Source organism: Clostridium sp. CM036 (assembly GCF_055081135.1).
The window spans coordinates 173538-199064 of record NZ_CM143652.1 but is presented as its reverse complement, the minus strand read 5'-3'; the positions used below and the strand labels follow the sequence as shown (position 1 = coordinate 199064).

General features: G+C 32.9%; 23 protein-coding genes and 2 tRNA genes. 1 reads left to right on the top strand and 24 read right to left on the bottom strand.

The window, feature by feature from the left end; all coding sequences use genetic code 11:
- Window positions 1-65: 65 nt before the first annotated feature.
- From minE to ACWJKE_RS00745, 19 genes are all read right to left on the bottom strand, one after another.
- The gene (minE, locus tag ACWJKE_RS00835) at window positions 66-329 is read right to left on the bottom strand and encodes a cell division topological specificity factor MinE (RefSeq protein WP_165412881.1); all 264 of its coding nucleotides are present in this window, start codon (window positions 327-329) and stop codon (window positions 66-68) included.
- Window positions 330-343: 14 nt separating this feature from the next.
- On the bottom strand, window positions 344-1150 hold the full coding sequence (minD, locus tag ACWJKE_RS00830; RefSeq protein ID WP_165412880.1) for a septum site-determining protein MinD: 807 nt from the start codon (window positions 1148-1150) through the stop codon (window positions 344-346).
- A gap of 14 nt (window positions 1151-1164) precedes the next feature.
- Window positions 1165-1797 (bottom strand): septum site-determining protein MinC, encoded by a 633-nt coding sequence (gene minC, locus ACWJKE_RS00825; RefSeq protein WP_216301769.1) that lies wholly within the window; start codon window positions 1795-1797, stop codon window positions 1165-1167.
- 237 nt (window positions 1798-2034) lie between these two features.
- Window positions 2035-4896, bottom strand: coding sequence for a penicillin-binding transpeptidase domain-containing protein (locus ACWJKE_RS00820; protein ID WP_258280649.1), 2862 nt, complete (start codon window positions 4894-4896; stop codon window positions 2035-2037).
- A 40-nt stretch (window positions 4897-4936) separates the two neighbouring features.
- Window positions 4937-5428: a rod shape-determining protein MreD gene (gene mreD, locus ACWJKE_RS00815; RefSeq protein WP_165412877.1), complete on the bottom strand. Its 492-nt coding sequence runs from the start codon at window positions 5426-5428 to the stop codon at window positions 4937-4939.
- Between the two features lie 10 nt (window positions 5429-5438).
- Entirely contained in the window at window positions 5439-6290 is an 852-nt protein-coding gene (gene mreC, locus ACWJKE_RS00810) for a rod shape-determining protein MreC (RefSeq protein WP_216301768.1), read from the bottom strand.
- 2 nt (window positions 6291-6292) lie between these two features.
- Window positions 6293-7300, bottom strand: a complete 1008-nt coding sequence (locus ACWJKE_RS00805; RefSeq protein WP_216301767.1) for a rod shape-determining protein — start codon at window positions 7298-7300, stop codon at window positions 6293-6295.
- 20 nt (window positions 7301-7320) lie between these two features.
- Window positions 7321-8007, bottom strand: coding sequence for a RadC family protein (gene radC, locus ACWJKE_RS00800; protein WP_220285970.1), 687 nt, complete (start codon window positions 8005-8007; stop codon window positions 7321-7323).
- Between the two features lie 11 nt (window positions 8008-8018).
- Window positions 8019-8594, bottom strand: a complete 576-nt coding sequence (locus ACWJKE_RS00795) for a Maf-like protein (RefSeq protein ID WP_220320166.1) — start codon at window positions 8592-8594, stop codon at window positions 8019-8021.
- Window positions 8595-8604: 10 nt separating this feature from the next.
- Entirely contained in the window at window positions 8605-8865 is a 261-nt protein-coding gene (locus ACWJKE_RS00790) for a DUF4321 domain-containing protein (protein ID WP_165412872.1), read from the bottom strand.
- A 201-nt stretch (window positions 8866-9066) separates the two neighbouring features.
- Window positions 9067-9819, bottom strand: coding sequence for an SPOR domain-containing protein (locus tag ACWJKE_RS00785; RefSeq protein ID WP_216301765.1), 753 nt, complete (start codon window positions 9817-9819; stop codon window positions 9067-9069).
- Between the two features lie 139 nt (window positions 9820-9958).
- Entirely contained in the window at window positions 9959-10471 is a 513-nt protein-coding gene (locus ACWJKE_RS00780) for a GNAT family N-acetyltransferase (protein ID WP_216301764.1), read from the bottom strand.
- A 213-nt stretch (window positions 10472-10684) separates the two neighbouring features.
- Complete coding sequence (locus ACWJKE_RS00775; protein ID WP_165412869.1) at window positions 10685-11206, bottom strand: hypothetical protein; 522 nt, start codon at window positions 11204-11206, stop codon at window positions 10685-10687.
- A gap of 145 nt (window positions 11207-11351) precedes the next feature.
- Entirely contained in the window at window positions 11352-11474 is a 123-nt protein-coding gene (locus ACWJKE_RS00770; protein ID WP_258280648.1) for a hypothetical protein, read from the bottom strand.
- Between the two features lie 179 nt (window positions 11475-11653).
- Window positions 11654-11735, bottom strand: a tRNA-Leu gene (locus ACWJKE_RS00765).
- Between the two features lie 119 nt (window positions 11736-11854).
- Window positions 11855-12415 (bottom strand): lytic transglycosylase domain-containing protein, encoded by a 561-nt coding sequence (locus tag ACWJKE_RS00760; RefSeq protein WP_216301763.1) that lies wholly within the window; start codon window positions 12413-12415, stop codon window positions 11855-11857.
- Window positions 12415-13026, bottom strand: a complete 612-nt coding sequence (gene coaE / locus ACWJKE_RS00755) for a dephospho-CoA kinase (protein ID WP_216301762.1) — start codon at window positions 13024-13026, stop codon at window positions 12415-12417. Before coaE ends, ACWJKE_RS00760 begins: the two co-directional genes overlap by 1 nt.
- Entirely contained in the window at window positions 13027-15642 is a 2616-nt protein-coding gene (gene polA, locus ACWJKE_RS00750) for a DNA polymerase I (RefSeq protein WP_220320165.1), read from the bottom strand.
- A 127-nt stretch (window positions 15643-15769) separates the two neighbouring features.
- Window positions 15770-19690: a 5'-nucleotidase C-terminal domain-containing protein gene (locus ACWJKE_RS00745; RefSeq protein WP_462959097.1), complete on the bottom strand. Its 3921-nt coding sequence runs from the start codon at window positions 19688-19690 to the stop codon at window positions 15770-15772.
- A 282-nt stretch (window positions 19691-19972) separates the two neighbouring features.
- Here ACWJKE_RS00745 and ACWJKE_RS00740 point away from each other — a divergent pair.
- Window positions 19973-20059 (top strand) — tRNA-Leu (locus ACWJKE_RS00740).
- Between the two features lie 181 nt (window positions 20060-20240).
- Here the strand turns inward: ACWJKE_RS00740 and ACWJKE_RS00735 are convergent.
- The 5 genes from ACWJKE_RS00735 to ACWJKE_RS00715 all read right to left on the bottom strand — a co-directional run bounded on the left by ACWJKE_RS00735 (window position 20241) and on the right by ACWJKE_RS00715 (window position 25472).
- A complete protein-coding gene (locus tag ACWJKE_RS00735) occupies window positions 20241-20792 on the bottom strand; it encodes a Fe-S-containing hydro-lyase (protein ID WP_220320163.1) in 552 nt (183 codons plus the stop codon).
- 12 nt (window positions 20793-20804) lie between these two features.
- A complete protein-coding gene (locus ACWJKE_RS00730) occupies window positions 20805-21647 on the bottom strand; it encodes a fumarate hydratase (protein WP_220285977.1) in 843 nt (280 codons plus the stop codon).
- A 74-nt stretch (window positions 21648-21721) separates the two neighbouring features.
- Window positions 21722-22894, bottom strand: a complete 1173-nt coding sequence (locus tag ACWJKE_RS00725) for an NAD(P)-dependent malic enzyme (protein ID WP_220285978.1) — start codon at window positions 22892-22894, stop codon at window positions 21722-21724.
- Between the two features lie 235 nt (window positions 22895-23129).
- Window positions 23130-24740 carry an FAD-dependent oxidoreductase gene (locus tag ACWJKE_RS00720; RefSeq protein WP_220285979.1) on the bottom strand — a complete coding sequence of 537 codons (1611 nt, stop codon included), beginning with the start codon at window positions 24738-24740 and terminating at the stop codon, window positions 23130-23132.
- 51 nt (window positions 24741-24791) lie between these two features.
- Window positions 24792-25472, bottom strand: coding sequence for a 4Fe-4S dicluster domain-containing protein (locus ACWJKE_RS00715; RefSeq protein WP_216301756.1), 681 nt, complete (start codon window positions 25470-25472; stop codon window positions 24792-24794).
- Window positions 25473-25527: the final 55 nt, after the last annotated feature.

The window sequence follows — 25527 nt, the reverse complement described above, 5'->3', positions numbered from 1 at the left end:
GATTATATCATATTAATAAAAAAAAGCTATGCATAAGTTGTTAATTATACAAAGCCTTTGCTAACTTATCTCTTTATTTTTTTAATAGGTATATTTGCAATTAGTGCTGGTGAATTTCCTTCATATTCTTCCGTTGTTGTTAATCTAACCTCAATTTCCCCCGTTTCTATTTCGGCGTATTTTGAAATTACCTTTAGTATGTCGGCCTTAATCATTTCTAGAAAATTAGGTGAAAAGTCCGCTCTATCATGTATTAAAATCAGCTTTAATCTATCACTTGCAATATCCTTTGAAAAAATTTTATTAGAAAACATTTTAAATAAATTCATTAATGCCCTACCCCCTATATCCCTTTAAATATTCTTTTTAGAGAAGCAAAGAATCCTGTCCCACTACATGATGATCCATCTAGTGAAGCATATGATACTTCCTCTCCCATTATTCGCCTTGCTATGTTTTTAAAAGCTAGACCCGCCAAAGACTTTTCATCAAGAACGATTGGTTCCCCTTTGTTTGTTGAAATAGTAACCTTCCTATCATCTGGAACCACGCCTATTAATTTAATGGCCAAACATTCTATAATATCATCTACAGATAACATATCCCCATTTTTTGTCATTTCATAGTTCATTCTGTTTATTATAACCTCATGTCTATCTATACCCTTAGAATCTAATTTTCCTATTACCCTATCTGCATCTCTAACTGAAGTAAGTTCAGGATTAACCACTATAATAGCTCTATCAGCTCCTACTATAGCATTTTCAAAGCCTTGCTCAATACCTGCAGGACAGTCTATAATAACGTAATCAAAGTTTTCTTTTAATTCCTTTACTACTAAAAGCATATCCTTTATATCAATGTCATTCTTGTCTCTTGTTTGAGCTGTTGGTAACAAATATAAATTGTTAAACCTTTTATCTTTTATTAGGGCTTGCTTTAACCTGCATTTTTTTTCAATAACATCTACTAATGTAAATACTACTCTATTCTCAAGTCCCATTAAAACATCTAGGTTTCGAAGTCCTGTATCTCCATCAATAACTACTACTTTTTTGTCCATAGATGCGATAGCTGTTCCAATATTTGCTGTGGTAGTTGTCTTACCTACCCCACCCTTACCCGAAGTTATAACTATAGATTCTCCCATGTGCATTACCTCCATTATATATATTTATTTGCTAAATACGGTTCCACAATGATATTGCCATTTTTAATTTTTGCCACCTCCGGATATAGAGGCTTTACTTCATCCTCAGGGGACCTCGTTACTATGCTTCCTATCTGAAGTATTTGAGGTTGCAACTTAACTGCCGCAATTATAGCTTTTTCATTACCATTAGTACCCGCATGTACAACCCCTCTTAAAGTACCAATAACAATTATATTTCCTGCTGCATATATTTCAGCTCCTGGGTTAACATCACCAACTATAACTACATTACCAGGATAATTTATACTTTGTCCGCTTCTTATAGTTTTCCTCAAAAACTTAGTTTTCCCTTCATAAATTCCAGTAAACACTTTTCCTACGGAATCTTCTTGCTCCTGAAAAATACAATCACTAATTAAAAATTCATCAAATAATATTTCCTTTAATTTTATACTTTCCCTTTCATTTATGTATTTAAGTTCAGTAGTAATTTTCAAAGTGCTACCTTTGTAAAATTTCCTCCCTTGTGATAGCTTATCAATTAAAGACTCTAGCATGTCATCAAAATCACTGAAATGATTCATATTTATAACTACATTTAATCCCTCTTTATTTCCCTTAATGATTATTTTATCTGTAACCATAATTTTAACCTCCTAGTTCTCATCTGGTGTACGTAACTTTTAAATAAATAATCGTTTTGCTCCATAATTGAACTTAAGCTATTATTTCAACATATTAACAGTAAATTCCTGCTTAATTTCAATATAAATATATTTTTTTATTTTTTCACCATGCTTTTACAATTAAATAAACTCTAACAAACAAATTTGTCAGAGTTTATTTAAAGTTCTAATTTATTTATAATTTAGATTTTTTTACTAATCGTGACCATTTCCATTAGTAGTATTATTTAAATCTATATTACTAGTTCCCTTATCTGGATCAACCATAAATTTATATTTAGGATCTTTTTTAAGTAATTCTGCTTTAAAATATTGCTCATAAACTGCTTTTGCAACTGGAGTAACATAACCACCATGACCTCCATCAAAAACCACTGCGCAAACAGCTATTTCAGGTTTGTCATAGGGAGCAAACCCAATATAATATCCGAAGGAAGTCCTTCCGAGAGCTGTTTGAGTAACCTCATTAAAAGTAGCGGAACCTGTCTTCCCTCCATTTTGTATAGGAAAATCTTTAAATACCCCATATGCTGTACCTTGAGGATCACTAGTAACTTCTAACATACCCTCTTTAATTATATTAGTTGTATTCTCACTTATACCAGTTTTTTCTAAAACTACAGGCTTAGTTTGCTTAATTACATTTCCATCCGCATCTAAAGTTTTATCAACCAAATGCAGTTCATATCTATTTCCTCCATTTACCAGGGTAGATACATAATTTGCTAACTGCAGTGGGGTAAAAGAATCAAACCCCTGACCTATAGCTGCATAGTATGCATTAGCTGCAGTATTAATTTCAGTATTACAATCACTTATTTCTGAATTTATAGTTTCAGACATTGCTTTGATATCTTTATCTGTATAATTATTACCTTTTAATGCTGAGGAACCTTCAATGAGCTCCTTTATCATATTTGAATTAATAGAATCTACCTTGTCTTTTTTCATTTTTTCCTTAATTATAGCAAGATACTTACGTTTGTTTTCATTTTCTTTTTTTATTTCATCTATTTCTTTAGTAGTGCCACTTTCAGCTTTTGGTTCAATATCAAGAGGTTTAAATTTTACTCCTCCATTATTTATTCCGCTTTGTAAAAGTTTCACTAGATTACTTATATGAATATTAGCTAATATTTCTTTACTAGATTCATAATTATATACCTGTCCAAAGTTTTCTGGAATCTCTATACCTGTAGCAGGTTTTTTATTACTGTTCGGATCTATTCCAAGACCAAATTTCCATGCATATTTTGCTAGTAAGTCTAATCCAGCTTTGTTTTCACCAGCCTTTTCAAAAAGTTTATCAGCCACATCATAAAAGTAAAAATTACAAGATTCTCTCATTGCCTTTTGAATATTTACCATTCCATGCCCATAACCATGCTCGTTATATATCCAACATGCAGCTGTAACGCTTTCATAACGGTGATTGTATGGTCCATTATCATTTACTTGACTATCCTTGGTTATAACGCCTTCATCTAGCCCAGCAATAGCTGTCACTGGTTTAAATGTGGAACCAGGTGGTATTAGAGATTTAGTTGCATAATTGAAAGTTGCTTTGGGGAAAATATCATTATTATCCTTCCTAATTGTAGTATTCCCTTTTACACTTTTATCTATCGGGAACATATAATCAAGTACTATTTTCTCTCTTTCTTCTTTGGATTTTGACATATCACTATCGGTTAGTACCCCTTTAATATCTGCAAGCCCTCTTTTTTTAATATAATCTAGTCCAATTTTCTCTGTGACTGGGCCTAACAACTCATCATATTGAGCACTAGTTAACCCTTGCCTAAACATATTAGGATCATACCCAGGTCTACTTGCAAGTGCTAATATCTTGCCCGTCTTAACTTCAATTACCACCGCCGCGCCTCTGGTTGCATTTGTTGTATCAACAGCTTGAGATATGTCCTTCCCTTTTTTTTGTAGATGGAGCATCACAGCATCTAAAGATTTCTCTGCAGCATATTGCATATTTTTATCTATATTAAGCTGCACCGTTTGTCCAGGATAAGTTGCAATCTCACCTAAAGTATTAACTTTACGCCCTTGTTTATTAACTGTTATACTTTCTTGTCCTTTAGTTCCCTTTAAAACATCTTCAAAAGCTGATTCAATTCCTGACGTACCTATAGAATCCGTACTTATATCATAACCTTTTTCTTCATACTTAGATGAATCCCAAGGATTTATCTTAGAAATATAACCTAGGAAAGCTGAACCTAGATCCTTATTAGGATAGACTCTAACAGGCTGAGTCATAACACTAATACCAGGAATTTCAGGTTGCATTTGTTCAAAAATAAATGCAACGTCCTTAGATAAATCGTTAGCGATAACTACTGGCTTATATCCAGAAAGGCTCTGAATTTTTATATTGTCCTTAACTACCATATACCGTCTGAGCTCTTCTTTGCTTTTAGAATCCTTGATTTCGTCCAGCTTATAATCCACTATTAGTTGATTATACACTTCTTCTGGCGTAATCTTTAAAAGTTCTTCATCAACTTTTTTAAGTTGATCAGCGGTTAAATCATCTTTCTTTTTACCCTTATAGAGTTTTTTAATAACTGTCTCATCAAACCCTCTATCTTTTTTAAATCTAAGTTCCATCCAATCTTGTGATGTTTTATCTGAGGTTTTAAATTCAAAACTATACTCTACATCTTTTTTATCCTCACTAGTCTTTACTTTAAGTGCAAACTCATCTACCTGAGTTTGCTTGTTATCATCAAGAATTTTAAATACCTTATCAATAGTTGGCAAGAATTTTTCTTCACTCTCTTTTGTTTTAGTAAATGTCACTATATAACTTTGCTTGCTTGTAGCGAGTTTCGCACCATTTCTATCTATTATCTCACCTCTTGGTGCTACTTTAGATATTATCTTATGATTTTGTTGATTTGCTGTTTCCATATACACCCGGCCATTGATTACCTGTATATTCACTAATTTGAAAATAATAACTGAGAAAATCGAAATCATAATTACAATTAAAGCATTAAATCTAGAAAATTTATTGTTATTTTTATTTTTCTTTCTCACTTTTGCACCAACCTTTTAAAAATCATATAAATGTACTGCATCAAAATTTCCACTCTTTCTTCATATATTCTTTTTGTGAAAGTTTATATACAAATTTATACATAAAAATAGAAACTATTAGATTATATATTCCATGATATAATACTACCCCCATATGTGTATATTGCTTTATCAAAAACAATATAGAAAATACTATTAACCCTTTTACTAAACTTAACACAAAAGTTGAAACTATTGGCAAAAACGGTTTTTCAACAAATATATTTTTACCTATGTTTGCAGCTATAGCACACATAAGCATATTACTTAGCATATTGATTCCAAATCCATTTAAGAAATAGATGTCCTGCAGTGCGCCGGTAAAAACTCCAATTATTACTGCGTCTTTTGGCGAACTAACAATCGAATAACACAGTGCAAAAGTAAATATTAAACTTGGATATGTACCGTTTATTTTGAGTAAAGGCATCAACGTATTATCTAATATTAGGAATAGAATACATAACCATACTACTGTTAATATTCTCTTCATACTACAACTCCTAATATATTATTTCACCATCTTTTATATGTTTTGGTACCACAATAAAAACTTCTTCAATTTTTGAAAAGTCAACATATGGCTCGATTATAGCACTTTTCATTACTTCACCTTTATCCTCATGAACACTTAGCACTTTTCCAATTCTAATTTTAGCTGGATATTTGCCAGCGAGACCAGATGTTACTATTATATCGTCTTTTTTTATACTTGAATCTACAGATAGATGCTGTATTTCGGCTAGTAATTTATTGTTTTCATCTTTATATCCTTTAACCATACCATTATTATCTCTTGTCCTTTGAACAAGACCTGCCACTGCAATATTTTCATTAGATAAACATTGAACGGTGGCCCAATCATCAGCAACAGATGTAACCTGACCTACGAGCCCGTCTCCAGTCATGGCTATCATATTTTTTTTTATGCCTTTATTTGTGCCTTTATTTATTATAAAGCCATCTGAAAAACTATTTCCACTTAATCCTCTTATTTCAGCACCTACATAGTTGTATTCATCTCTTTGCGTTGAAAAATTAAGCATTTTTCTTAACCTCTCATTCTCTTTTATTGCAGTATCATATTCTAATGCTTTAACTTGTAACTCGCTATTAGTTTTTAGAAGTTTTTCATTTTGCGCTTTAATATTTGACAAGTTTGTTATAAATTTAAAAGAACCCTTTATTTTATGAAACCCACCATAAAATATACCCTGCACTGAATTTATCGTTACACCCACACCATTCTCCACGAAAGATATTTTTTCTCGATTTGCACTATATCCTATTAAAGATAAAAATGTAACTGACAGTATTATAATAACTACTGCCAGTTTATTTTTTAAAAATCCCATATTTATCTTCTTTTACTCATGACGTCTATATTAACGAGAGCTTTTCCTGCTCCTATGGCAACACAATCAAGTGGATTTTCAGCTATGTGTACAGGCATATGCGTTTCGTGATTTATAAGTGTATCTATTCCTTTTAATAACGCTCCGCCTCCAGTTAACATAATTCCTTTTTCCATAATATCTGACGCAAGCTCTGGTGGGGTTTTTTCAAGGGTTGTTATTATTGCCTCAATTATTGCTTGAACTGGCTCACTAAGTGCTTCTCTTACTTCCTTTTGCGTTACTTCGATCACTTTGGGTAATCCAGTTATCAAATCTCTTCCTGTTATTTCCATACTCATATCATCATCTTCTAGCTCGTATACTGATCCAAGCTCTGTTTTAATATTTTCCGCAGTTCTCTCACCTATCATAAGGCTGTACTGTTTTTTAACAAAGGCTATTATTGATTGATCTAACTTGTCCCCTGCCACTCTTAGCGACTTGCTTGTTACTATTCCACCTAATGAAATTATTGCCACTTCCGTAGTTCCGCCCCCAATATCCACTATCATACTTCCGGTTGGTTCATTTACAGGAAGTCCAGCTCCAATTGCTGCAGCCATCGGTTCTTCCATTAAATATGCTTCTCTTGCACCTGCTCTTTTAGTTGCTTCCTCAATTGCTCTCTTTTCAACCTCAGTTACACCAGACGGAAATCCGACTACAATTCTTGGACTTGTAAGACCTTTTGAACTAATTTTATTTATAAAGTGTCTAAGCATTTTTTCAGTAATCTCAAAATCTGCAATTACTCCATCCTGCATAGGTCTAATGGCAACAATGTTACCGGGTGTTCTACCTATCATCTGTTTAGCTTCTTCACCAACGGCTAATACCTTATTAGTATTTACATTTATAGCTACAACAGAAGGTTCTCTTAGTACAATTCCTTTCCCCTTCAAGTAAATTAATGTATTTGCTGTTCCTAAATCTATTCCCATATCTCGAGTTGTTCCAAATATTCCCATTATAATTTCTCCCTTCGTATCTAAAGTATTCCTTTTTCTTTTAAACTCGTATAAGTTCCATTCCCAATAATTATATGATCAAGCACTTCTATCCCTAGTAATTTACCACATTCTTGAAGTCTTATAGTAATGTTTACATCTTCCTTGCTAGGAGTTGGATCTCCAGACGGATGATTGTGACAAATAACCACGGAAGCACTACATTTTTTAATAGCTTCGTAAAAAACTTCTCTTGGATGAACTATCGAAGTGTTTAAATTACCAATTGAGATATCCTTTATACTTATAATGACATTCTTTGTGTTTAGCATAACTAATTTAAGATATTCTTTTTTTAAATATCTCATTTCCTCCATAAGATATTCTGCAACATCTTTTGGGGAAGTAATTTTGTACTCTTCTCCTGATTTAAAACTTCTAAATCTTTTTGAAATTTCTGTAAGTGCTAAAAGTTGTGTTGCTTTAGCATTTCCAACACCCTTTAAATTCATAAATTCTTCTGCACTTGAACTTAGAAGTCCATTTAGTCCGCCACACTCAGAAATTATTCTATCACAAAGACTTATAATATTTTCATTTTTTGATCCTATTCTAAGTATTATAGCTAATAGCTCATTGTTGGATAAAGTTTCAGCACCGTATCTTAACAATTTTTCCCTTGGCCTTTCATTTTGAGGCAAATCCATGATTTTGCACGTCATACCCATAAACAACTCCTTTATAGATTGACCCCCATCTCCCTTAACATAAAATATAATTTATTTACCGGTAGCCCCACCACACTATAGTAACAGCCCTTTATTTCTTCAACAAATAGAGATGCTGCTCCTTGTATTCCATAAGCTCCAGCCTTATCAAGTGACTCGCCCTTTTCTATGTAATTGTTTATTTCTATTGAAGACAATTTTGAAAATTTTACTTCCGTACAAACATACTCAGTACTAATCTCTTGAGTTTCGGTGTTTATTACTGCAATCCCTGTATATACCTCATGTGTATTATCACTTAAATCACTAATCATTTGAAAAGCTTGCTTGTTATTTTTAGGTTTACCAAGCACTTTGCCTTTGAAATAAACAATAGTATCACACCCTATTATAACAGCTGGTTTTTTAACGCTACTACAAACAGCTACAGCCTTTCCTTTTGCTAAGGCCATAACGTAGTCTCCACAATTCGCAGAAAATAATACGTCACTCTCTTCAAAGTCACTTACTATTACCTTGAAATTGCTAGTTATTTTTTTTAAAAGTTCCACCCTACGCAAAGATGCAGAAGCTAGAATAATATCCACTACATCACTCCTAATATTTTCTATATAATATTATTGCCAAAACAATGCCTATAATAGACATTATATTAATATTAAAATTTATACCGAAAGTTACTGCTAATACTTTAAAATCTATAAGCATAGGAGTATTCATTCCTATGGTGTATGTACTCTTTAAAAATTTGAGTGCGCTTACGTTATCTCCTAATAGTTCACCTATAAAACTTCCAGAAATAGCTCCAATCAGTATAAAAAAAATAAAATACGGATTTCTTCCTTCTGCACTTTTCAAATCGTACCCCCCACTTTACTTATATCCTATACATTTTAACATTTAATAAATTCATACACAAGTGTATAAATTTAATATTCAAAAAAAGTTTATAATTGTAATTTATTAAGTTGCAAAAATATCCACTAGCATTTAGATAAAAAAATACAAATAGATTCAAATAATCTATTTGTATTTTTAATGATTTAATTCCACATCATTCTACTTCTTTAATATTTTCTTTATATATTTATAGATGTAGATATACCCCTCCTCTGTTTTTTCCTTTTTTAATTCCGCTGGCATTGCAGTTAAATATGATTTCATTTCAGTCATGGTACTATAATTTTTACTTTTTTCTTCCGCACCCTTTAAAGAACCTATCCACTTTTTTAATTCTACAGTTTTAATTGATTTAGTATCTTTTTCTGAAAGTTTATTTAATATTTTAAGATCAGCACTTATCATTTCATTGGTTTGTGCACTTGTTGAATCCTTTCCGCTCAATTGAAAATTAATTTTAGTATACATTATTTTTTTTGCATCAAGTTGTTTAATAATATTACCAATCCCATCTTTAGGATAAACACCAACCAAGACTTTATATAATTTATCTTCTTCAAGAATAAATGGTGTACTAAACTCCATTAAACTTTTTTTCAAAATTAAAGCATTTTCCTTCGCGCTAAAAACGCCACATTGTATTGCTACATAATCTTTAATATTAGTTTGAGGAATCTCTTTAGAAACATCTACGCTCTCTTTGTTCACTTTACTATCTTGATTTACTTTACTGTCTTTTACTACATCCGTTTTAGTAGTTTTATCACCTGTACCCGTTTTAACGTTATTATTAGGTATTAGCTTGGACAACATTGTGCCCAAGGCAATGGCTGCTATCAAAGTTAATGTAATTACAATCATAAAATTATTATTTTTCCTAGGCGTCTTATAATTATATCTAGTATATCTCACTTTATCATCCCCTAATTTAATAAATCTTTAAACATCTTTTAAAAAATAACTAGTAACTTGTAGTCTATTTTTTTAGATGCCTTATTTAAAATACTATTATTTTAAAATTGATTTTAGAATAAAAAAAAATATATATATATTAAATTGTTTTTTTTAGAATTATTATATCCTTGTCTTCGCTATTTATCTTAAAAAAATTGCTTGTTACCCTACTTTCTTCAAAGTTATTGCGTTTCCAAAATTCCACCATTGCATTATTATTAGATGAAACAAAAGTATAGAAATCACACATTCCATAATTTTCATGTAAATGCTTTGAAAACTCATTAATAATTATGTTTGATATATCAGCATCATATAGTCTAATTTCTATTAAATAACACATAATCCATACTTCATTTGGATTTTTAAATTCTATTCTACCTTTTATAATACCTATAAGTTCACTACCATGTAACACTTTAAGAAAGTATTCCCCTTCACTCACATAACACTCTAAATATCTTTCATAAAATTCCTTAATATCATAATTTAACCTTGCCTCTATATTAAAATCTTGCTGTTTATTAGTCCAATTTTTAATTTTTAAAATATCCCCTTTTTCTACATTCATAATGCTAACATCATCAAATTTAATATCTATATTAAACATAATTACACCTCTTCAATTTACTCCTCTTTAACATTTTATGCCTCTTTAATAATTAAATTCTACGTTACTTTTAAATCCCCTTCAAAAAAAATTATATTAGCACTTCTATATTTTTATTTTTTTGTCAAATCATTACAAATCAAATAACCCTATAAGTTTTTATAGGGTTCTAGATGAATTTTGTTTTTCTTTATGTTAAATGATTACTATTTTTTATTCATCTCTGTACATAAGTGTTACTCTAACGATTCTTCTAACTATTTCTTTTGCTTCTAAATATGGTATCCCACACCTATTTAACCTCCTAAATATGGCAGGGTTATACCTCTCAATTCTTCTTACAATGGACTCAACATCATTGTATTGGGGATTAGGTCTATCAAATGGGGATCTATCTTGATAATTATCCAATTGTCTTAAATCTTCATCCCCCTGCTCAAAACCTTTCATAGATACATCTCCATACGTCATACCCATTGGATTGGACCCATTCATGAACATGTCTTCATTAAATTGGTTCATTCCCATAATCGAATTAATCCCCATATTTGGATTTACATCCTGCATATCTCCCATTTGCATTCCCATGTTTGGGTTCATACCCACATTTGGGTTCATGCCCATATTCGGCATCATATTCATTTGCCCATATCCATACATCATAGGTTCTAGTGGAACCATTTCATATTCTTCCTTCATGTCTATATCTTCAATATTTCTGTCCTCTAGTTTCATAACCGCCCTCCCTATTTATAACTTAATACATTAACAATTTATGCTAGAGGCCGTGTTTTGATACTAATTTTATGACAATATGCAAAAAAAAAATAAAGAGGATGTAATTACACCCTCTTTATAGCGCTCACTTTTTATAGCGCCTCTACTTTAATCCTCTTACAGGCTTTCTCATGTTACTATCACCATTTATAGTAACTGGATTATTTTCTTTATTTTTGAGTGGTTTCTCCTGTTTTTCATTAGAATTATTGTTTTTGTTTTTCATAAATAACACCTCTTTCAGATGTTAGTTTTTCCATATTTCTTAAAAAAATTCACTTTTCATAGGTTTTTATCTTACCAATTAAATCATCACCCGCGGTACTGCAATATTAACAACTTCTGAAGGAAAGTCGTTAAAAAAAAGAGGTATTTCTACCTCTTTTTTAAAGTAATATAATTTTTTGGTGCGACAGACGGGACTTGAACCCGTATGGTCTCCCACACGTCCCTTAAACGTGCGCGTCTGCCATTCCGCCACTATCGCAAATATTGTTTATTTAATATAAAGGATCAAATCTTATAGTCATATGTATTTTAAAACTTGTAACTACAAGATTGATTATATATTATTCTAGTATAAATTGTCAATAGTTTTTTCTGTTTTTATTTGATTTCATCACCATATAATTTCAAATAAATATTATAATTTGTTTTTACCTTTTTAACATATTTATCTGTTTCCCCGAAAGGTATTACATTTAATGTTTTTCCATCGCTAGAGTATTCTTTATCATTAAGCCATTTTTGTACATTTCCACGTCCACCATTGTAAGCTGCCAACACCAAGTCTATATTTCCATTAAATTCAGTGTTTAAATTATTAATATACCAACATCCCATAGCAATATTAATTTCACTTTCATATAATTTTTCCACATCAAAATCTTTTAATTTCATATTTTCTGCAATCCACAATGCAGTATCAGGCATTATCTGCATAAGCCCATAGGCACCTTTTGGAGAAACAGCGTTTCCATCAAAATTACTTTCTGCCCTAATTACAGCTGCAACCAAACAAGGATCCACATTATACCTTTGCGAATACTTAACTATTTGATTTCCATATTTTATAGGGTAAAAGCTTTTAAAAATGCTTTTAATGTTAATCACTATAATAACCAAAAAAATTAAGATTAAGATTTTTATAATTTTTTTAAATTTCATCACTTCACTCCTAACCTTTCTAACTTCCTAATAATCAAATCTAGTTGTAACTTTGTATTTTCAATACTCCCGCCATTATCAATAACAAAATCTGCAAATTTTTTCTTTTCATCTATTGGCATTTGAGCTCTTATTCTATCCCATGTTTCGTCTATTTTTAAAGCATCTCGATTCATAACCCTTTGTACTTGAATGTCACTACTCACCCACACTAAAATAGTTACATCCATACTAGTATGAAAATTGTTTTCTATTAAAGTAGGTGCATCTAAAAAGCAAAATTGCCAATTGCCTTCTTCGTACATTTTTATTCTGTCTTGTATTTCTTTTTTTATAAACGGCATCATTATACTTTCAAGCTTTTTTCTGCGATTATCACCCTTAAATATATAGTTTCCAAACTCTTTCCTATTAAGATTACCTTCACTGTCAAAAAACTCATACCCGAATTCCCCTTTAATTCTACTTATCATCTCAGGATATATTATAAAAACCTCTCTAGCTACAATGTCTGCATCAACAACCGGAAGACCCTTCTCTATTAGCATATTAGTTATTGTGCTCTTTCCACTACCGATTCCACCTGTTATCCCAACCCTTAGCGTTTTCAACTATTTTGCCTCATACCAAGTTTCTCCAATGCTTATTTCTACTTCTAGTGGAACTGAAAGTTTAACTACATTTTCCATCTGTTCCTTAACCAAATACTCAACTTGCTTAAGCTCATCCTTATATACATTTAGTATTAATTCATCGTGTACTTGGAGAATTAAAGTGCTCTTTAATCCCTCCTGCTTTAATTTATCAAATACATTTATCATAGCAAGTTTAATAATATCTGCTGCACTTCCTTGTATCGGTGTATTCATAGCAAGCCTTTTACCAAAGGACTTCACAATTTTGTTTGTTGAATTTATTTCATAGATAAATCTTCTTCTATTCATTATTGTAGTAACACTATTATTTTTCTCAGCTTCAACCACTATATCCTCCATGTATTTTTTAACATTTGGATATCTTTCAAAATATGTTTCTATGTATGCTTTAGCTTCTTTTCTAGATATATTTAAGTCTTTTGCTAAGCTAAATTCTCCAATGCCATATACTATTCCAAAGTTTACAGCTTTTGCATTACTTCTCATAAGCGCCGTAACTTCTCCTATCGGTACATTAAATACCTCTGAAGCAGTTTTAGTATGAATATCACAATGTTTAATGAAAGCCTCAATTAAATTTTCATCCCCTGCTATATGAGCTAATACTCTAAGCTCTATCTGTGAATAATCCGCAGATAAAATAACACACTGATCATTGTGTGGTATGAATACTTTTCTTATAGCTCTACCCATTTCATGTCTTATAGGGATATTTTGCAAATTAGGTTCAGTACTTGATAGTCTTCCTGTTGTTGTAACTGTTTGTGTAAAGTTTGAATGTATTCTACAATCTGTATCAATTACTGCTTGTAGCCCCTCTATATAAGTAGAAAAAATCTTTGTTAACTGTCTATACCTTGTAATTTCTGTGATAATGGGATGCTTATCTGCTAGCGCCTCTAAAACCTCAGCATTAGTTGAATATCCTGTTTTTGTTTTCTTTATAACAGGTAAATCTAACTTTTCAAATAATATCTTGCCTAGTTGCTTTGGAGATTTAATATTAAATTCTTCTCCAGATAAAACAAAAATAGTGCTTTCCATTTCTTTTATATCTTGAGCGAATTTTATGCCAAGTTCCTCTAATCTATCCTTGTCTATTGTAAATCCTTCTGCCTCCATATATGATATAGCTTCTGTTAATGGTTGCTCCACATCATATAGCAGTTCTTCCATTTTGTACTCTTCAATCTTCTTTTCTAAGATTTCATAAAGCTCTTTTAGTAATGCTACTTTATTAATCTCTCTTTCATGACCCTCGCCTATAATACAGATTCTAAGAATTTTATCTATAAGAGTTTCCAGGCTATACTCCTTTTTAGCTGAATCGAGCAAATAAGCCCCAAGTTCTGTATCAAATTTTACCCCTTGTAACTTAATGCCTTTTTTATTAAGTGCAGTGTAAGCATTCTTTACGCCGTGACTTACCTTTTTAATATCATTACTCTCAAGTATAGTTTTCAAATAACTTATAGTTTTTTCTTCATCTTCATTAAATAAATCAGTAACCATAATCAAATAGTTTTTTCCCTTATAATTAAAATATATGTTATTTACGCTAATTTTAGAAAACACACTAGAATCTGCAATATCAAAAGTTATATAAATAGTCTCTTTAATTTCACTAATAACTTCCAGAAGCTTCGACAATTTATCTATTACCGTAAAATCCGCAGAAAATGTTTCTTCGATTGAATCCTCATCATCTGGTATTTTCCCTATTAAAGATTTAAATTGTAATTTGTAGAATAAATCTTTTACAGCCCGTACATCATATTTTTCTTTTGATTTAATTGAACTTAATTCCATTTCCATAGGCACACATGTAATAATAGTAGCTAATTTTTTACTGAAAATAGCCTGTTCACTATAAGCAGTTAAATTTTCCACAAGTTTTTTACCACTAATCTTATCAATATTCATAAGAAGGTTTTCTATACTCTTATACTCTTTAATTAGCTTATAAGCAGTTTTTTCACCAATTCCTGGTACACCTGGAATATTATCAGAAGCGTCCCCCATTAGCCCTTTTACATCTATAAATTCTGTAGGAGTTACTCCAAACTCTTCTATTATTCGATTTCTATCATATATTTCCTTTTGTGACATTCCCTTTTTGTTTATTACAACTTTAACATTATCTGTGGCAAGCTGGAGTGCATCTCTGTCTCCTGTTATTATAAAAACTTCAAGTCCTTGTTTTTCTGCAAATACAGATAATGTTCCTATTAAATCATCTGCTTCAAAGCCATCTAATTCAAAAATATCTATAGCCATTTTCTCTAAAAGTTCCCTAACTAGAGAAAACTGATCGCGGAGCTCATCAGGCATTTTTTTTCTACCTGCCTTATAATCTTTATATTCTTCATGACGAAAAGTAGGCGCCTTCCTATCAAATGTTGTAACAATATAATCTGGCTCAAACTCTTCCTTCATCTTTAAAAGCATATTTGTAAAACCATAAACTGCATTAGTGTATATGCCATCCGAATTTGTTAGGGCTGGTAATGCATAAAAAGCTCTATACATAAGACTATGGCCATCTAAAATTAATAGTCTTTCCTTAGACATTGTAAATCCCTTCTTTCTAGTATGTTTATATATTGTGCTATATTCTACATTATAATATACTTCGTCAATAAAAACATCAACGATTTAAATAAAATGAAGGCAGATACAAATGTACCTGCCGCCAAAATTATTTTTTCTTATCGATAACAGTTACGTCGCAGGTCGCCTTATACCCTCCATCTAGTGAAGTAACCGTCACTTTAGCCTTTCCGGTAGATATTCCAATTACTGAAATACTCTTTCCATTTTTCTCAATAATTTTTATTATCGAACTGTCACATTTCCAAATTACATCCTTAATATCTGAATTTCCCGGTCCAACTAAAGCTGTTAATTTTTCATTTTTGCCTACTTTTATAATTATATCCTTTTTATTTATTCTAACTTTATTAACCGGCTTACTTACAACAGCAACAGTACATTCGTCCTTGTAATTCCCGTCATCGGTTGTAGCACTTATTTTAGCTAACCCAATTTTATGTCCTGTAACCTTTCCATTATCATCAACTGACGCCACTAAAGTATCACTTGATTTCCACGATACTTTTTTATTTGTTGCATTGCCAGGTAGTAATGTTGCCTCTAAAGTTTCACTCATCTTAGGGCCAATGCTAAAATAAGCTTTTTCAAGTGATATTCCAGTCACCGGAACCTCTTGCTTTATTGATGATGATAATATCTTCCAATTTCTTGCTGAAGATGGTGTTATAGTCTTATTATCTTTAACATATTTCATCATTAAACTTCTAACCTGACCATCATCACCTAGAGCCTTAGCTGAATTATAAGTAACTAAAGATGTATCAACGCTACTTATTCCAGCAGCAGCCATGAATCCTCCGCCGCCGTTGTATCTATAGTTGTTTATTGCAACTGTAAATACATCTGAATCCTTAATCACTCTTCCATTAAACTTTAAGTTCTTAATTCTGTTTCCAGATATCATTTTTTTAGTAACTGAATCAATTGCTCCTGCTGGCTCTGTTAAGTCGATGTCATAACTTGCTCCGTACAATTGATCCAAGTTATAATCTGCAATATTAAGATCTGCGTCCTTAACTATTGGATCTGTTGAACCTGATGTTCGTTTGTAGTATCTTACTGTATATTCCATCCAATCTTTTATTTGTTTTCCATTCATCTTCACTCCATAAAGAAAATTCTCGTATACATATACGCCCATAATATCTTTAATAGTAATATCACCCTTTGGAATATATGATGATAAACTTAGTGGAGCTGCTATTGAGAGTTGTGTTCCAGCTGCACCAGCTTGAACTTTGTTTATTAACTCCATTATTTCAGTTGGTTCAGTAATTTGCTTATTGCCTTTATATTCTCCCTTAGATTGTCCAAGTATTGTTGAAGTATATTCTAAAGTTTTAGCTTGATATGGTGCAATTAAAGCTGTTATATCATGATCTTCAGCGATAGTGTCCATAGCTACATTTTTAGTAGTTAATCCTGTAACAATTCCTGCAGCATTAACCGCTATATCAATTTGTGAAACGTTTTGTGCCCATTTACCTGGTTCTAATATTGGAACCACTTTGCCTTCTGGATTTTTTAAATTGATGTCATTTAAAATACTATGCGCATGTCCTGCAACTATAGCATCTATCCCACTTACTTGAGTAGCCAATGCCTTAGCTTGATTTTCCGGAATAATATCTGCTACTCCTTCTTCTCCAGTATGTGCAGCTACTATTATTACATCTGCTCCATCTGCCTTTACTACTGGAACCCATTTTTTAGCTTCGTCTACTAAATCATTAAAATGTAATCCATCATAATGAGCTGGATCCTCCCAACTAGATATAGTTTTTGTTGTAAGTCCAAGTACCGCTACGCTAATTGTTTTGCCATTAACTACAAAAGACTTCATAGTATATGGTTTAACAAAATTTTTATTATCAGCTTTGTAAGTATTAGCAGATAACACGTCGATACCTTGATCCTTCGCATCCTCCTTAATTCTATTTAATACTTCAAGTCCATAGTTAAATTCGTGATTCCCTAGAGTCCAGCTGTCATATCCCATTGCTCCCATAACTGCTGACATTGGATAAGTTGTGGTTTTATCTATCATATTATAGTAATAAGCAAGTGGAGTTCCTTGAATAGTGTCTCCATTATCTATTAACATAACATTTGGATTAGTTGCTCTTAAGCCCTTAACATAAGTTGAAACCTTTGCGAGTCCCTGTCCTTTTGAAGTCGCTGCATTAGTTCCATAATCAAAGTTTAGAACATTTCCGTGTACATCTGAAGTTGCTACTACTGAAATAGTTGCTCCAGGATCTACATCTTTCATTTGATTGTCTATTCTATTTTCCATTACAACTGTCATCTTGCCCTTATCTCTAACATCAGCATTTAAAGCGTCTCTTACATTTTCATGCGAATCTACTAAACTAGCTACTATCTCAGGTGCTAAGAATCCTGTAAAGGTGTCCCCTCCAGTAGCAACAAAATCTGGTGCATTTACTTTTAGTGTGTCTGTATCCTTAACAACTGTGCCATTGCTTTCTCTTATCATGCTAAGGACCCTTTGACCTGGTATTTCTGGTGTTGTGACTGTCCCATTTGCATCTACTACAGCTGGTTTATACGACGGTTTTGAAGAATCATATACAAATTTAACTCCAGAAATTTGTATTCCATTACCATCATTTTGAACAGCTTGTTCAAAAATAAATTTTAGCTGTGCCCCCGTCATGGTTGTAGTACAAATCGTATTATCAAATGGCATTATATTAAATATTGTTCCAACAGTTATATCGCCTGATGGAATTGGACTTAATCTAATCCCTCCGTTATTCACCATTCCCACCTCTGCTGGTGATTTTGAATAGTTCTTTACAACATCTGCCATCCAATTTCCAAGTTGAGATTCTCCATAAGGTGAGTCAACTTGGCTCTTAGTTAAAGCATTGTCATTAGTTCCAATTACTTCATTAAATATTGGAAGTAATGACGTACTTGCATCATCAACAATTTTCTTACAATCTGGGTCTGTTGCTGATGTAGTTGTCACTGTAAGTCCTTTCCAGTTTGAACCTTTAGGTGAGAAACCTACTATTTTGTTTGTAGAGTCTACAGTAATCTTTAAATTTATAAAACCTTTACCAGTAGCCGCTGCTATTAATGTAGGTACGTCCAACCCATCTGCATCTTTGTTTACAACATCACCAATACTATGTGTATGTCCACCAAATACCGCATCTACGCCATGTAATTTATTAACCATAGTATTAAGCGATGAACCACCATCATGTACATCTGCTAGTACTATATCAGCTAGATTTCCATCTCTGATTTCCTTTGCAACTATATTAATTTCTGTAGCTGGGTCCCTAAAATCAAAAGGATCTACTAAAGCTGGCATAATTATACCTGGAGCTTCCTTAAGTATTGCTCCTATTACTGCTATTTTAACACCATCCTTAGTAATTATCTTATAAGGCTGATATGGTCTATTGCTTGTCCCTTTTTTATACATATTAGCACAAACAATGTTGTAATTTGCACCAATCATAGTTTCAGTATTAATTATATCAAGTCCCCAATCAAATTCATGATTGCCTAAAGCTGTAACTTCCATTCCCATATTTGATAACACCTTTTGAACTGGAACTCCTCTTAGTACATTAGAGGTGGGTGTTCCTTGATATAGATCTCCTCCACCAATGATAAGTGTTCTTCCAGGATTTGCAGTTTTCACGTCTTTAACTACTTTTGCTAATGCAGCTCCTACAGGTTTTGTATTAGTTGAATCCAAAAGTTGTCCATGAAAATCTGTAATTTCTACTATATCAAATGTTTTATTTGTAGCATTAACTGGAGCTACTGATGGAGATGTTACTTGTCCAATTCCTAGAGTAAATGCATTTGGTTCCAAGCTCTTTCTGGCAACGGTTACATTTGTCGATGTATCAATTCCAGCCGCATCTACAATTTTAGTTCCAATAACACCGTTAAAATTAAATAATATTAATGCTAACGATAGTATCCAGCTAAGTATTCTTTTCTGTTTCTTTCTAAGCAATGAAATCCCTCCTTATTTTGTTATTCCTCCTTTTAGACTTTTAAATAAAATCTAAAAATTAATGTTTAATATATACAACTTACTTTTGATTTTAGCATTATGTGGCTATTAATTCAATATATTACTTCTATTATAAATAGTTTTATTTATGTAATTTTATTTCAACACATTAATACTTAACATAAAACCTTTATCTATTAAGATATAAAATTTATTAATAAAAATATACTATAACTATTGCATTAATTATAAATATATGTTAGAATTCATATTGTCAGACATGCCGAAGTGGTGGAACTGGCAGACGCGCTGGACTCAAAATCCAGAGGTAGCAATACCGTGCGGGTTCGATTCCCGCCTTCGGCACCATAAGGCTTTCAAGGATTTCTTGAAAGTCTTTTTTTATGCCTAAAATGGCAAAAATGTGACACAAAATTTTTATTCGTGGATTAGCTTTGCTATGCCCATATTTAAGTCTTTTATATTTAAAATAAATTTCTTTCAAAGAAATAAAAACTGTATTGGAATTTCCCAATACAGTTTTTATTTTTTATTTCTGATATTTTATTCTTTCTGTTTCATAAAGATTATTGCCTTTGGTGTCTATTATAACCACAGCCGGAAAATCCACTACCGTCAGTTTACGAACGGCTTCTGGACCCAAATCTTCAAAAGCAATAATTTCGCATTCTTTTATTGTATTAGCAATAAGAGCTCCAGCTCCTCCTATTGCAGCAAAATAAATTGCGCCATTTTTCTGCATTGAATCTACTACAGTTTGACTTCTAAGCCCTTTCCCAATCATTCCAGTAAGACCTAGTTCAAGCAATGGAACAGTCAAATCATCCATTCTATAACTAGTAGTTGGACCAGCAGAACCTATTATATTTCCAGGTTTAGTTGGAGCAGGTCCCACATAGTATATAATGGCATCTTTAGGATCAAAAGGTAACTCATCCCCATTATTAATTGCGTCTACTAGTCTCTGATGAGCTGCATCTCTACCTGTATACATGGTTCCTGATATTAAAACACTATCTCCCGATTTTAAATCCTTCAACTTCTCCTGTGTTAAAGGAGTAGATATATGTTTGATTTCCATCTTTTCCCCTCCCTATATAATTGTTACTGCATGTCTTGCCACATGACAGTTAATATTTACTGCCACAGGTAATCCAGCAATATGTGTTGCAAAAGCTTCCACATTTACAGCAAGGGCTGTGGTATTTCCCCCTAGTCCTTGAGGTCCTATGCCTAGTGCATTAATTTGTTCTAGTAAAGTTAATTCAATTTCTTTTAAATGCTCTGTTTCATTATGGCTACCAATATCTCTTGTTAAGGCCTTCTTGGCAAGATACATTGCCTTATCAGATGTGCCACCAATTCCAACACCTACAACAATAGGTGGACATGGATTTGGACCTGCAAGTGAAACGGCTTCTACAACAAAATCAAGTACACCTGCTAAACCATCTGATGGTTTAAGCATTTTTAATCTACTCATATTCTCACTGCCAAAACCTTTTGGGGCTATAGTTACTTTGACTTTATCCCCTGGTACAATATCATAATATATCACAGCCGGAGTATTATCCCCTGTATTTTTTCGTTTTAAAGGATCTTCTACAACAGATTTTCTTAAAAATCCCTCTTTATATCCACGTCGTACACCTTCGTTAATGGCATCTGTAATATTTCCGCCGATTAACTGAACTTCTTGACCTACTTCTACAAATACTACAGCCATACCTGTATCCTGACAAATTGGTACTTGATCAGTTTTTGCAATTTCAGCATTTTTCAACAAATTGGCTATAATATCTCTTCCTACCGGAGATGTTTCTTCCTTTTGGAATTTATGAAAGGCATCTAATACGTCTTCTCCCACATAAAAATTAGTCTTTATACTCATATCTTTTAAAGCATTTTCAATTTCTTTTACATCTACTTTACGCATGAATCCACAACTCCTTCCAAATATTTTTCTTGTAAAAGCTGTTCAAAAATTTTGAACAGCTTTTATTATTATTATTATATTCTAGCTACTCCAGATTTTCTAGCAGCTTCCATAACAGCTTCAGCTACGGCTTTTGCAACTCTTGGATCAAATGGTAGTGGAATAACATAGTCTTCATTTAAATCTTCATCACTCACAAGCTCCGCTAAAGCATTTGCTGCGGCAATCTTCATCTCATTATTGATATCACTTGCTCTAACATCTAATGTACCTCTAAATATTCCTGGGAATGCTAATAGGTTGTTTATTTGATTTGGAAAATCTGATCTTCCAGTACCAACAACTCTTGCACCGGCTTCTTTTGCTAAAGATGGTAAAATTTCAGGTACTGGATTAGCCATAGCAAATAGTATAGAATCTTTCGCCATAGTCTTTACCATATCTTGGCTTACTTGGTTAGCATCCGATACTCCTATGAACACGTCTGCTCCAACAATAACTTCCTTTAATGTACCACGTACTTTTTCTTTATTTGTAATCGTTGCCATCAAAGTTTTTTCTCCACCTAAATTTTCTCTTCCTTCATAGATGGCACCTTTTCTATCACAAAGAATAACATTTTTTGCTCCCATACTCATTAATAATTTTGCACAAGCAATACCTGCAGCTCCTGAACCGTTTACTACAACTTTAACATCCTGCATATTCTTCTTTACTAATTTTAGAGCATTAATTACACCAGAAGCAACAACAATAGCTGTTCCATGTTGATCATCGTGGAAAATTGGGATATCACATACTTCTTTTAGTTTCCTTTCGATTTCAAAACATCTAGGTCCACTTATATCCTCTAAATTAATACCACCAAAACTACCTTGAAGTAAACTAACCGTTCTTACAATTTCATCAACATCTTTAGTTTTTAGACATAAAGGAAAAGCATCAACATCTCCAAATGCTTTGAATAGTACACATTTACCTTCCATTACTGGCATTGCAGCCTCTGGTCCTATATCACCTAAACCTAAAACGGCAGTACCATCTGTTATAACTCCTACAAGGTTCCATCTTCTTGTAAGCTCATATGATAAATCTATATTTTTTGAAATTTCAAGACAAGGTTCTGCAACCCCCGGTGTATAAGCTATTGAAAGATCTTCCTTAGTTTTTACTGGTACTGCAGAAATCACCTCAATTTTACCTCTCCATTGTCTATGTAATTTCATTGCTTCTTCTTTAATATTCATATTTTTCATTCTCCTTTTTTGTTTTATTCTTTATTATGACAATAACTATTTTAATATTTCCTACCGACATAACCCAATATAATTTTATGAAGAATTCAACATGCTAATTATGTATTTTACTGTTCATATCACCACCTTTAAATCTACTACGTCAATTGATTTTATAAATATTAACTCTATTTTTGTTACGAAAAATAAATACTCTTATTCATAGTAAAAATCAAACTAAATAATATTATTTATCATTTTCTCTTCCATGGGTATAATGGGGCAGTAGTACAGGAGAAATCTTGTCTGTATTCACACCGTTTTCCTCAAGGCTTTTGTGGTATTCTTTAACATGGTCAAGGCTCAGTTCTTTTACTTTAACCACTTTGCACTTTTCACCTGCATGAAACCCTGTCCTACGTCCGAAAACAATAATATCTAATAGTGAATTACCCATCAATCTGTTTCTACCGTGTATCCCTCCTGAAGCTTCTCCTGCCACATAAAGGTTTTCTACCTTGGTTTGACCGTTTTCATCAATTAAAAGTCCTCCGTTTTGGTAATGAAGGGTAGGATATACGAGAATTGGCTCTTTTCTCATATCAATACCAAATTTTTGATACATCCTCAGCATGGCAGGAAGTCTTTTCTCAATCGTTCCTTCCCCATTGATGATTTCGATTAAAGGAGTATCCAACCATACACCCTTTACCCCTAAAGGTGTCTCAATACCATTATTTCTTACATGACATTCTCTAATGATTGCAGATGTTTCCACATCTCTTGTTTCAAGATGATAAGTAAATTGCTCACCATGGATATTTAGAGGTGTTGCCCCTAAACTACGGACCTTCTCCGTAACAAGTGCCCCAAAAATTTGAGAAGGGTATGCTACCCCAGTAGGGTGATACTGCACAGCATCTGCGAAGACAAGTTCTGCTCCGGCTCTGTATCCCAAAACAAGTCCATCCGCTGTTGCACCATAATGATTTGATGTTGGAAAACCCTGATAGTGAAGTCTTCCAGCACCTCCCGTGGTTATAATAACTGTTTTAGCCCTTGCGATTAAATATTCCTCTGTTTCAAGATTGAATAATACGGCTCCAGCAGCTTTACCATCCTTGTCTAATAGGATCTCCACAGCAGGTGAAAATTCCACCACTTCAATCCCTTTGTTAATCACTTCATCCCTAAGCACACGCATGATCTCAGCTCCCGAATAGTCGGCAGCGGCGTGCATCCTCTTTCTCGAGGTTCCACCTCCGTGGGTAGTAACCATTGTGCCATCCTCTTCTTTATCAAACATTACCCCAAGGTCATTTAACCATTTGATTGCTCCCGGAGCATCCTTTACAAGGGCATTAACAAGTTCTTTTTTGTTAGTAAAGTGTCCGCCACCCATTACATCCATGTAGTGTTTCGCAGGAGAATCTTCTGGCTTATCAGCAGCCTGGATCCCCCCTTCGGCCATCATCGTATTAGCGTCACCGAAACGTAATTTTGTGGTAATCAATACATTGGCGCCTTTTTTGTGAGCCTCTAGGGCTGCCGATGCTCCAGCTCCTCCCCCACCTATTATCAACACATCCACGTCATAGTTTACTTTAGTTAAATCCATGTCCAGATCTTGAAGTCTACTTTTAGCTTCAATAATATCCGCCAACTCTAGGGGAACCTTTGATCCTTTGTTTGGCCCTAAACTTAGATTTTTGAATTCATTATCTCTATAATCAGGATAATTTTCCTTTAATATATCTTCTTTTTCTTGGGGACTCATTCTCGGAAACTGAACTCCCAATCTTTGGGAACGGGTGGCCTCTACCTTCTTTATTAGCCCCCTCATTTCTGCTGTATACATTTAAATACCTCCCTGGTAAAACTATATTTTTATGTAATTCTAAGCTAATTTTTACGTTTCAATATCCCTTGTATTGTATAATCCCTTTAATTCATCAACATTTTTAGCCATTAGTTCTCTCAATGAATCATCATGCATGCCTTCTTTAATATGTTGTACCCTCTCTGTCAAATGTTCTGTTTCATGGGCAATGTATTTACCTGTAAGCCGGCGTGCAATCACCCCTACTTGGTAATGAGTTATATTGGCAGGACACCTAGAAGCACAGATTCCGCACATAACACAGTCGAAAGATTCATGGGCACATTTCTCAATGTCTCCTCTTTGGGCATAGGCAATATACTGCATAACATTAAGGTCCTGGGGGCATCCCTTCGTACAAGAGTTACATCCAATGCAGCTGTATATTTCAGGATAAAGCTTCATCATTGTATCAGCCGTCGGCTCTAATTCATTCATATCATATAATTTTTTGTCTCCAGGAAAGAATGGCAATTGAGTAAGATACATACCATCTTCAACCTTGGTTTGACATGCTAAACATACCTTTAATTCTTTCTTACCTTTAATTCTATATATCGTGGCACAGGCACCGCAAAAGCCCGACCTACATCCACATCCTCTAACTAATTGATACCCTGCATATTCCATTGAATCCATGATTGTAAGGCTTGAAGGTACAGAGTACTTTTTATTTAATATATATATTTCCACCATTTCTTTATTGGACATTTTATATGCCTCCTTTGTTTATACCTAATATCTAATGGGTTAAACTGTTTTAGTG

What these genes read in the sequence shown, in the direction of transcription:
- radC (WP_220285970.1), bottom strand. Translation starts at nt 8,007, where the DNA reads ATGGGTATGACGTGCAAAATCATGGATTTGCCTCAAAATGAAAGGCCA.
- minC (WP_216301769.1), bottom strand. Translation starts at nt 1,797, where the DNA reads ATGGTTACAGATAAAATAATCATTAAGGGAAATAAAGAGGGATTAAAT.
- ACWJKE_RS00775 (WP_165412869.1), bottom strand. Translation starts at nt 11,206, where the DNA reads ATGAAACTAGAGGACAGAAATATTGAAGATATAGACATGAAGGAAGAA.
- ACWJKE_RS00720 (WP_220285979.1), bottom strand. Translation starts at nt 24,740, where the DNA reads ATGTATACAGCAGAAATGAGGGGGCTAATAAAGAAGGTAGAGGCCACC.
- minE (WP_165412881.1), bottom strand. Translation starts at nt 329, where the DNA reads ATGAATTTATTTAAAATGTTTTCTAATAAAATTTTTTCAAAGGATATT.
- ACWJKE_RS00735 (WP_220320163.1), bottom strand. Translation starts at nt 20,792, where the DNA reads ATGGAAATCAAACATATATCTACTCCTTTAACACAGGAGAAGTTGAAG.
- ACWJKE_RS00780 (WP_216301764.1), bottom strand. Translation starts at nt 10,471, where the DNA reads ATGTTTAATATAGATATTAAATTTGATGATGTTAGCATTATGAATGTA.
- ACWJKE_RS00715 (WP_216301756.1), bottom strand. Translation starts at nt 25,472, where the DNA reads ATGTCCAATAAAGAAATGGTGGAAATATATATATTAAATAAAAAGTAC.
- mreC (WP_216301768.1), bottom strand. Translation starts at nt 6,290, where the DNA reads ATGGGATTTTTAAAAAATAAACTGGCAGTAGTTATTATAATACTGTCA.
- ACWJKE_RS00805 (WP_216301767.1), bottom strand. Translation starts at nt 7,300, where the DNA reads ATGGGAATATTTGGAACAACTCGAGATATGGGAATAGATTTAGGAACA.
- minD (WP_165412880.1), bottom strand. Translation starts at nt 1,150, where the DNA reads ATGGGAGAATCTATAGTTATAACTTCGGGTAAGGGTGGGGTAGGTAAG.
- ACWJKE_RS00760 (WP_216301763.1), bottom strand. Translation starts at nt 12,415, where the DNA reads ATGAAATTTAAAAAAATTATAAAAATCTTAATCTTAATTTTTTTGGTT.
- ACWJKE_RS00725 (WP_220285978.1), bottom strand. Translation starts at nt 22,894, where the DNA reads ATGAATATTAAAGAAGAAGCAATGAAATTACATAGACAATGGAGAGGT.
- ACWJKE_RS00730 (WP_220285977.1), bottom strand. Translation starts at nt 21,647, where the DNA reads ATGCGTAAAGTAGATGTAAAAGAAATTGAAAATGCTTTAAAAGATATG.
- polA (WP_220320165.1), bottom strand. Translation starts at nt 15,642, where the DNA reads ATGTCTAAGGAAAGACTATTAATTTTAGATGGCCATAGTCTTATGTAT.
- ACWJKE_RS00770 (WP_258280648.1), bottom strand. Translation starts at nt 11,474, where the DNA reads ATGAAAAACAAAAACAATAATTCTAATGAAAAACAGGAGAAACCACTC.
- mreD (WP_165412877.1), bottom strand. Translation starts at nt 5,428, where the DNA reads ATGAAGAGAATATTAACAGTAGTATGGTTATGTATTCTATTCCTAATA.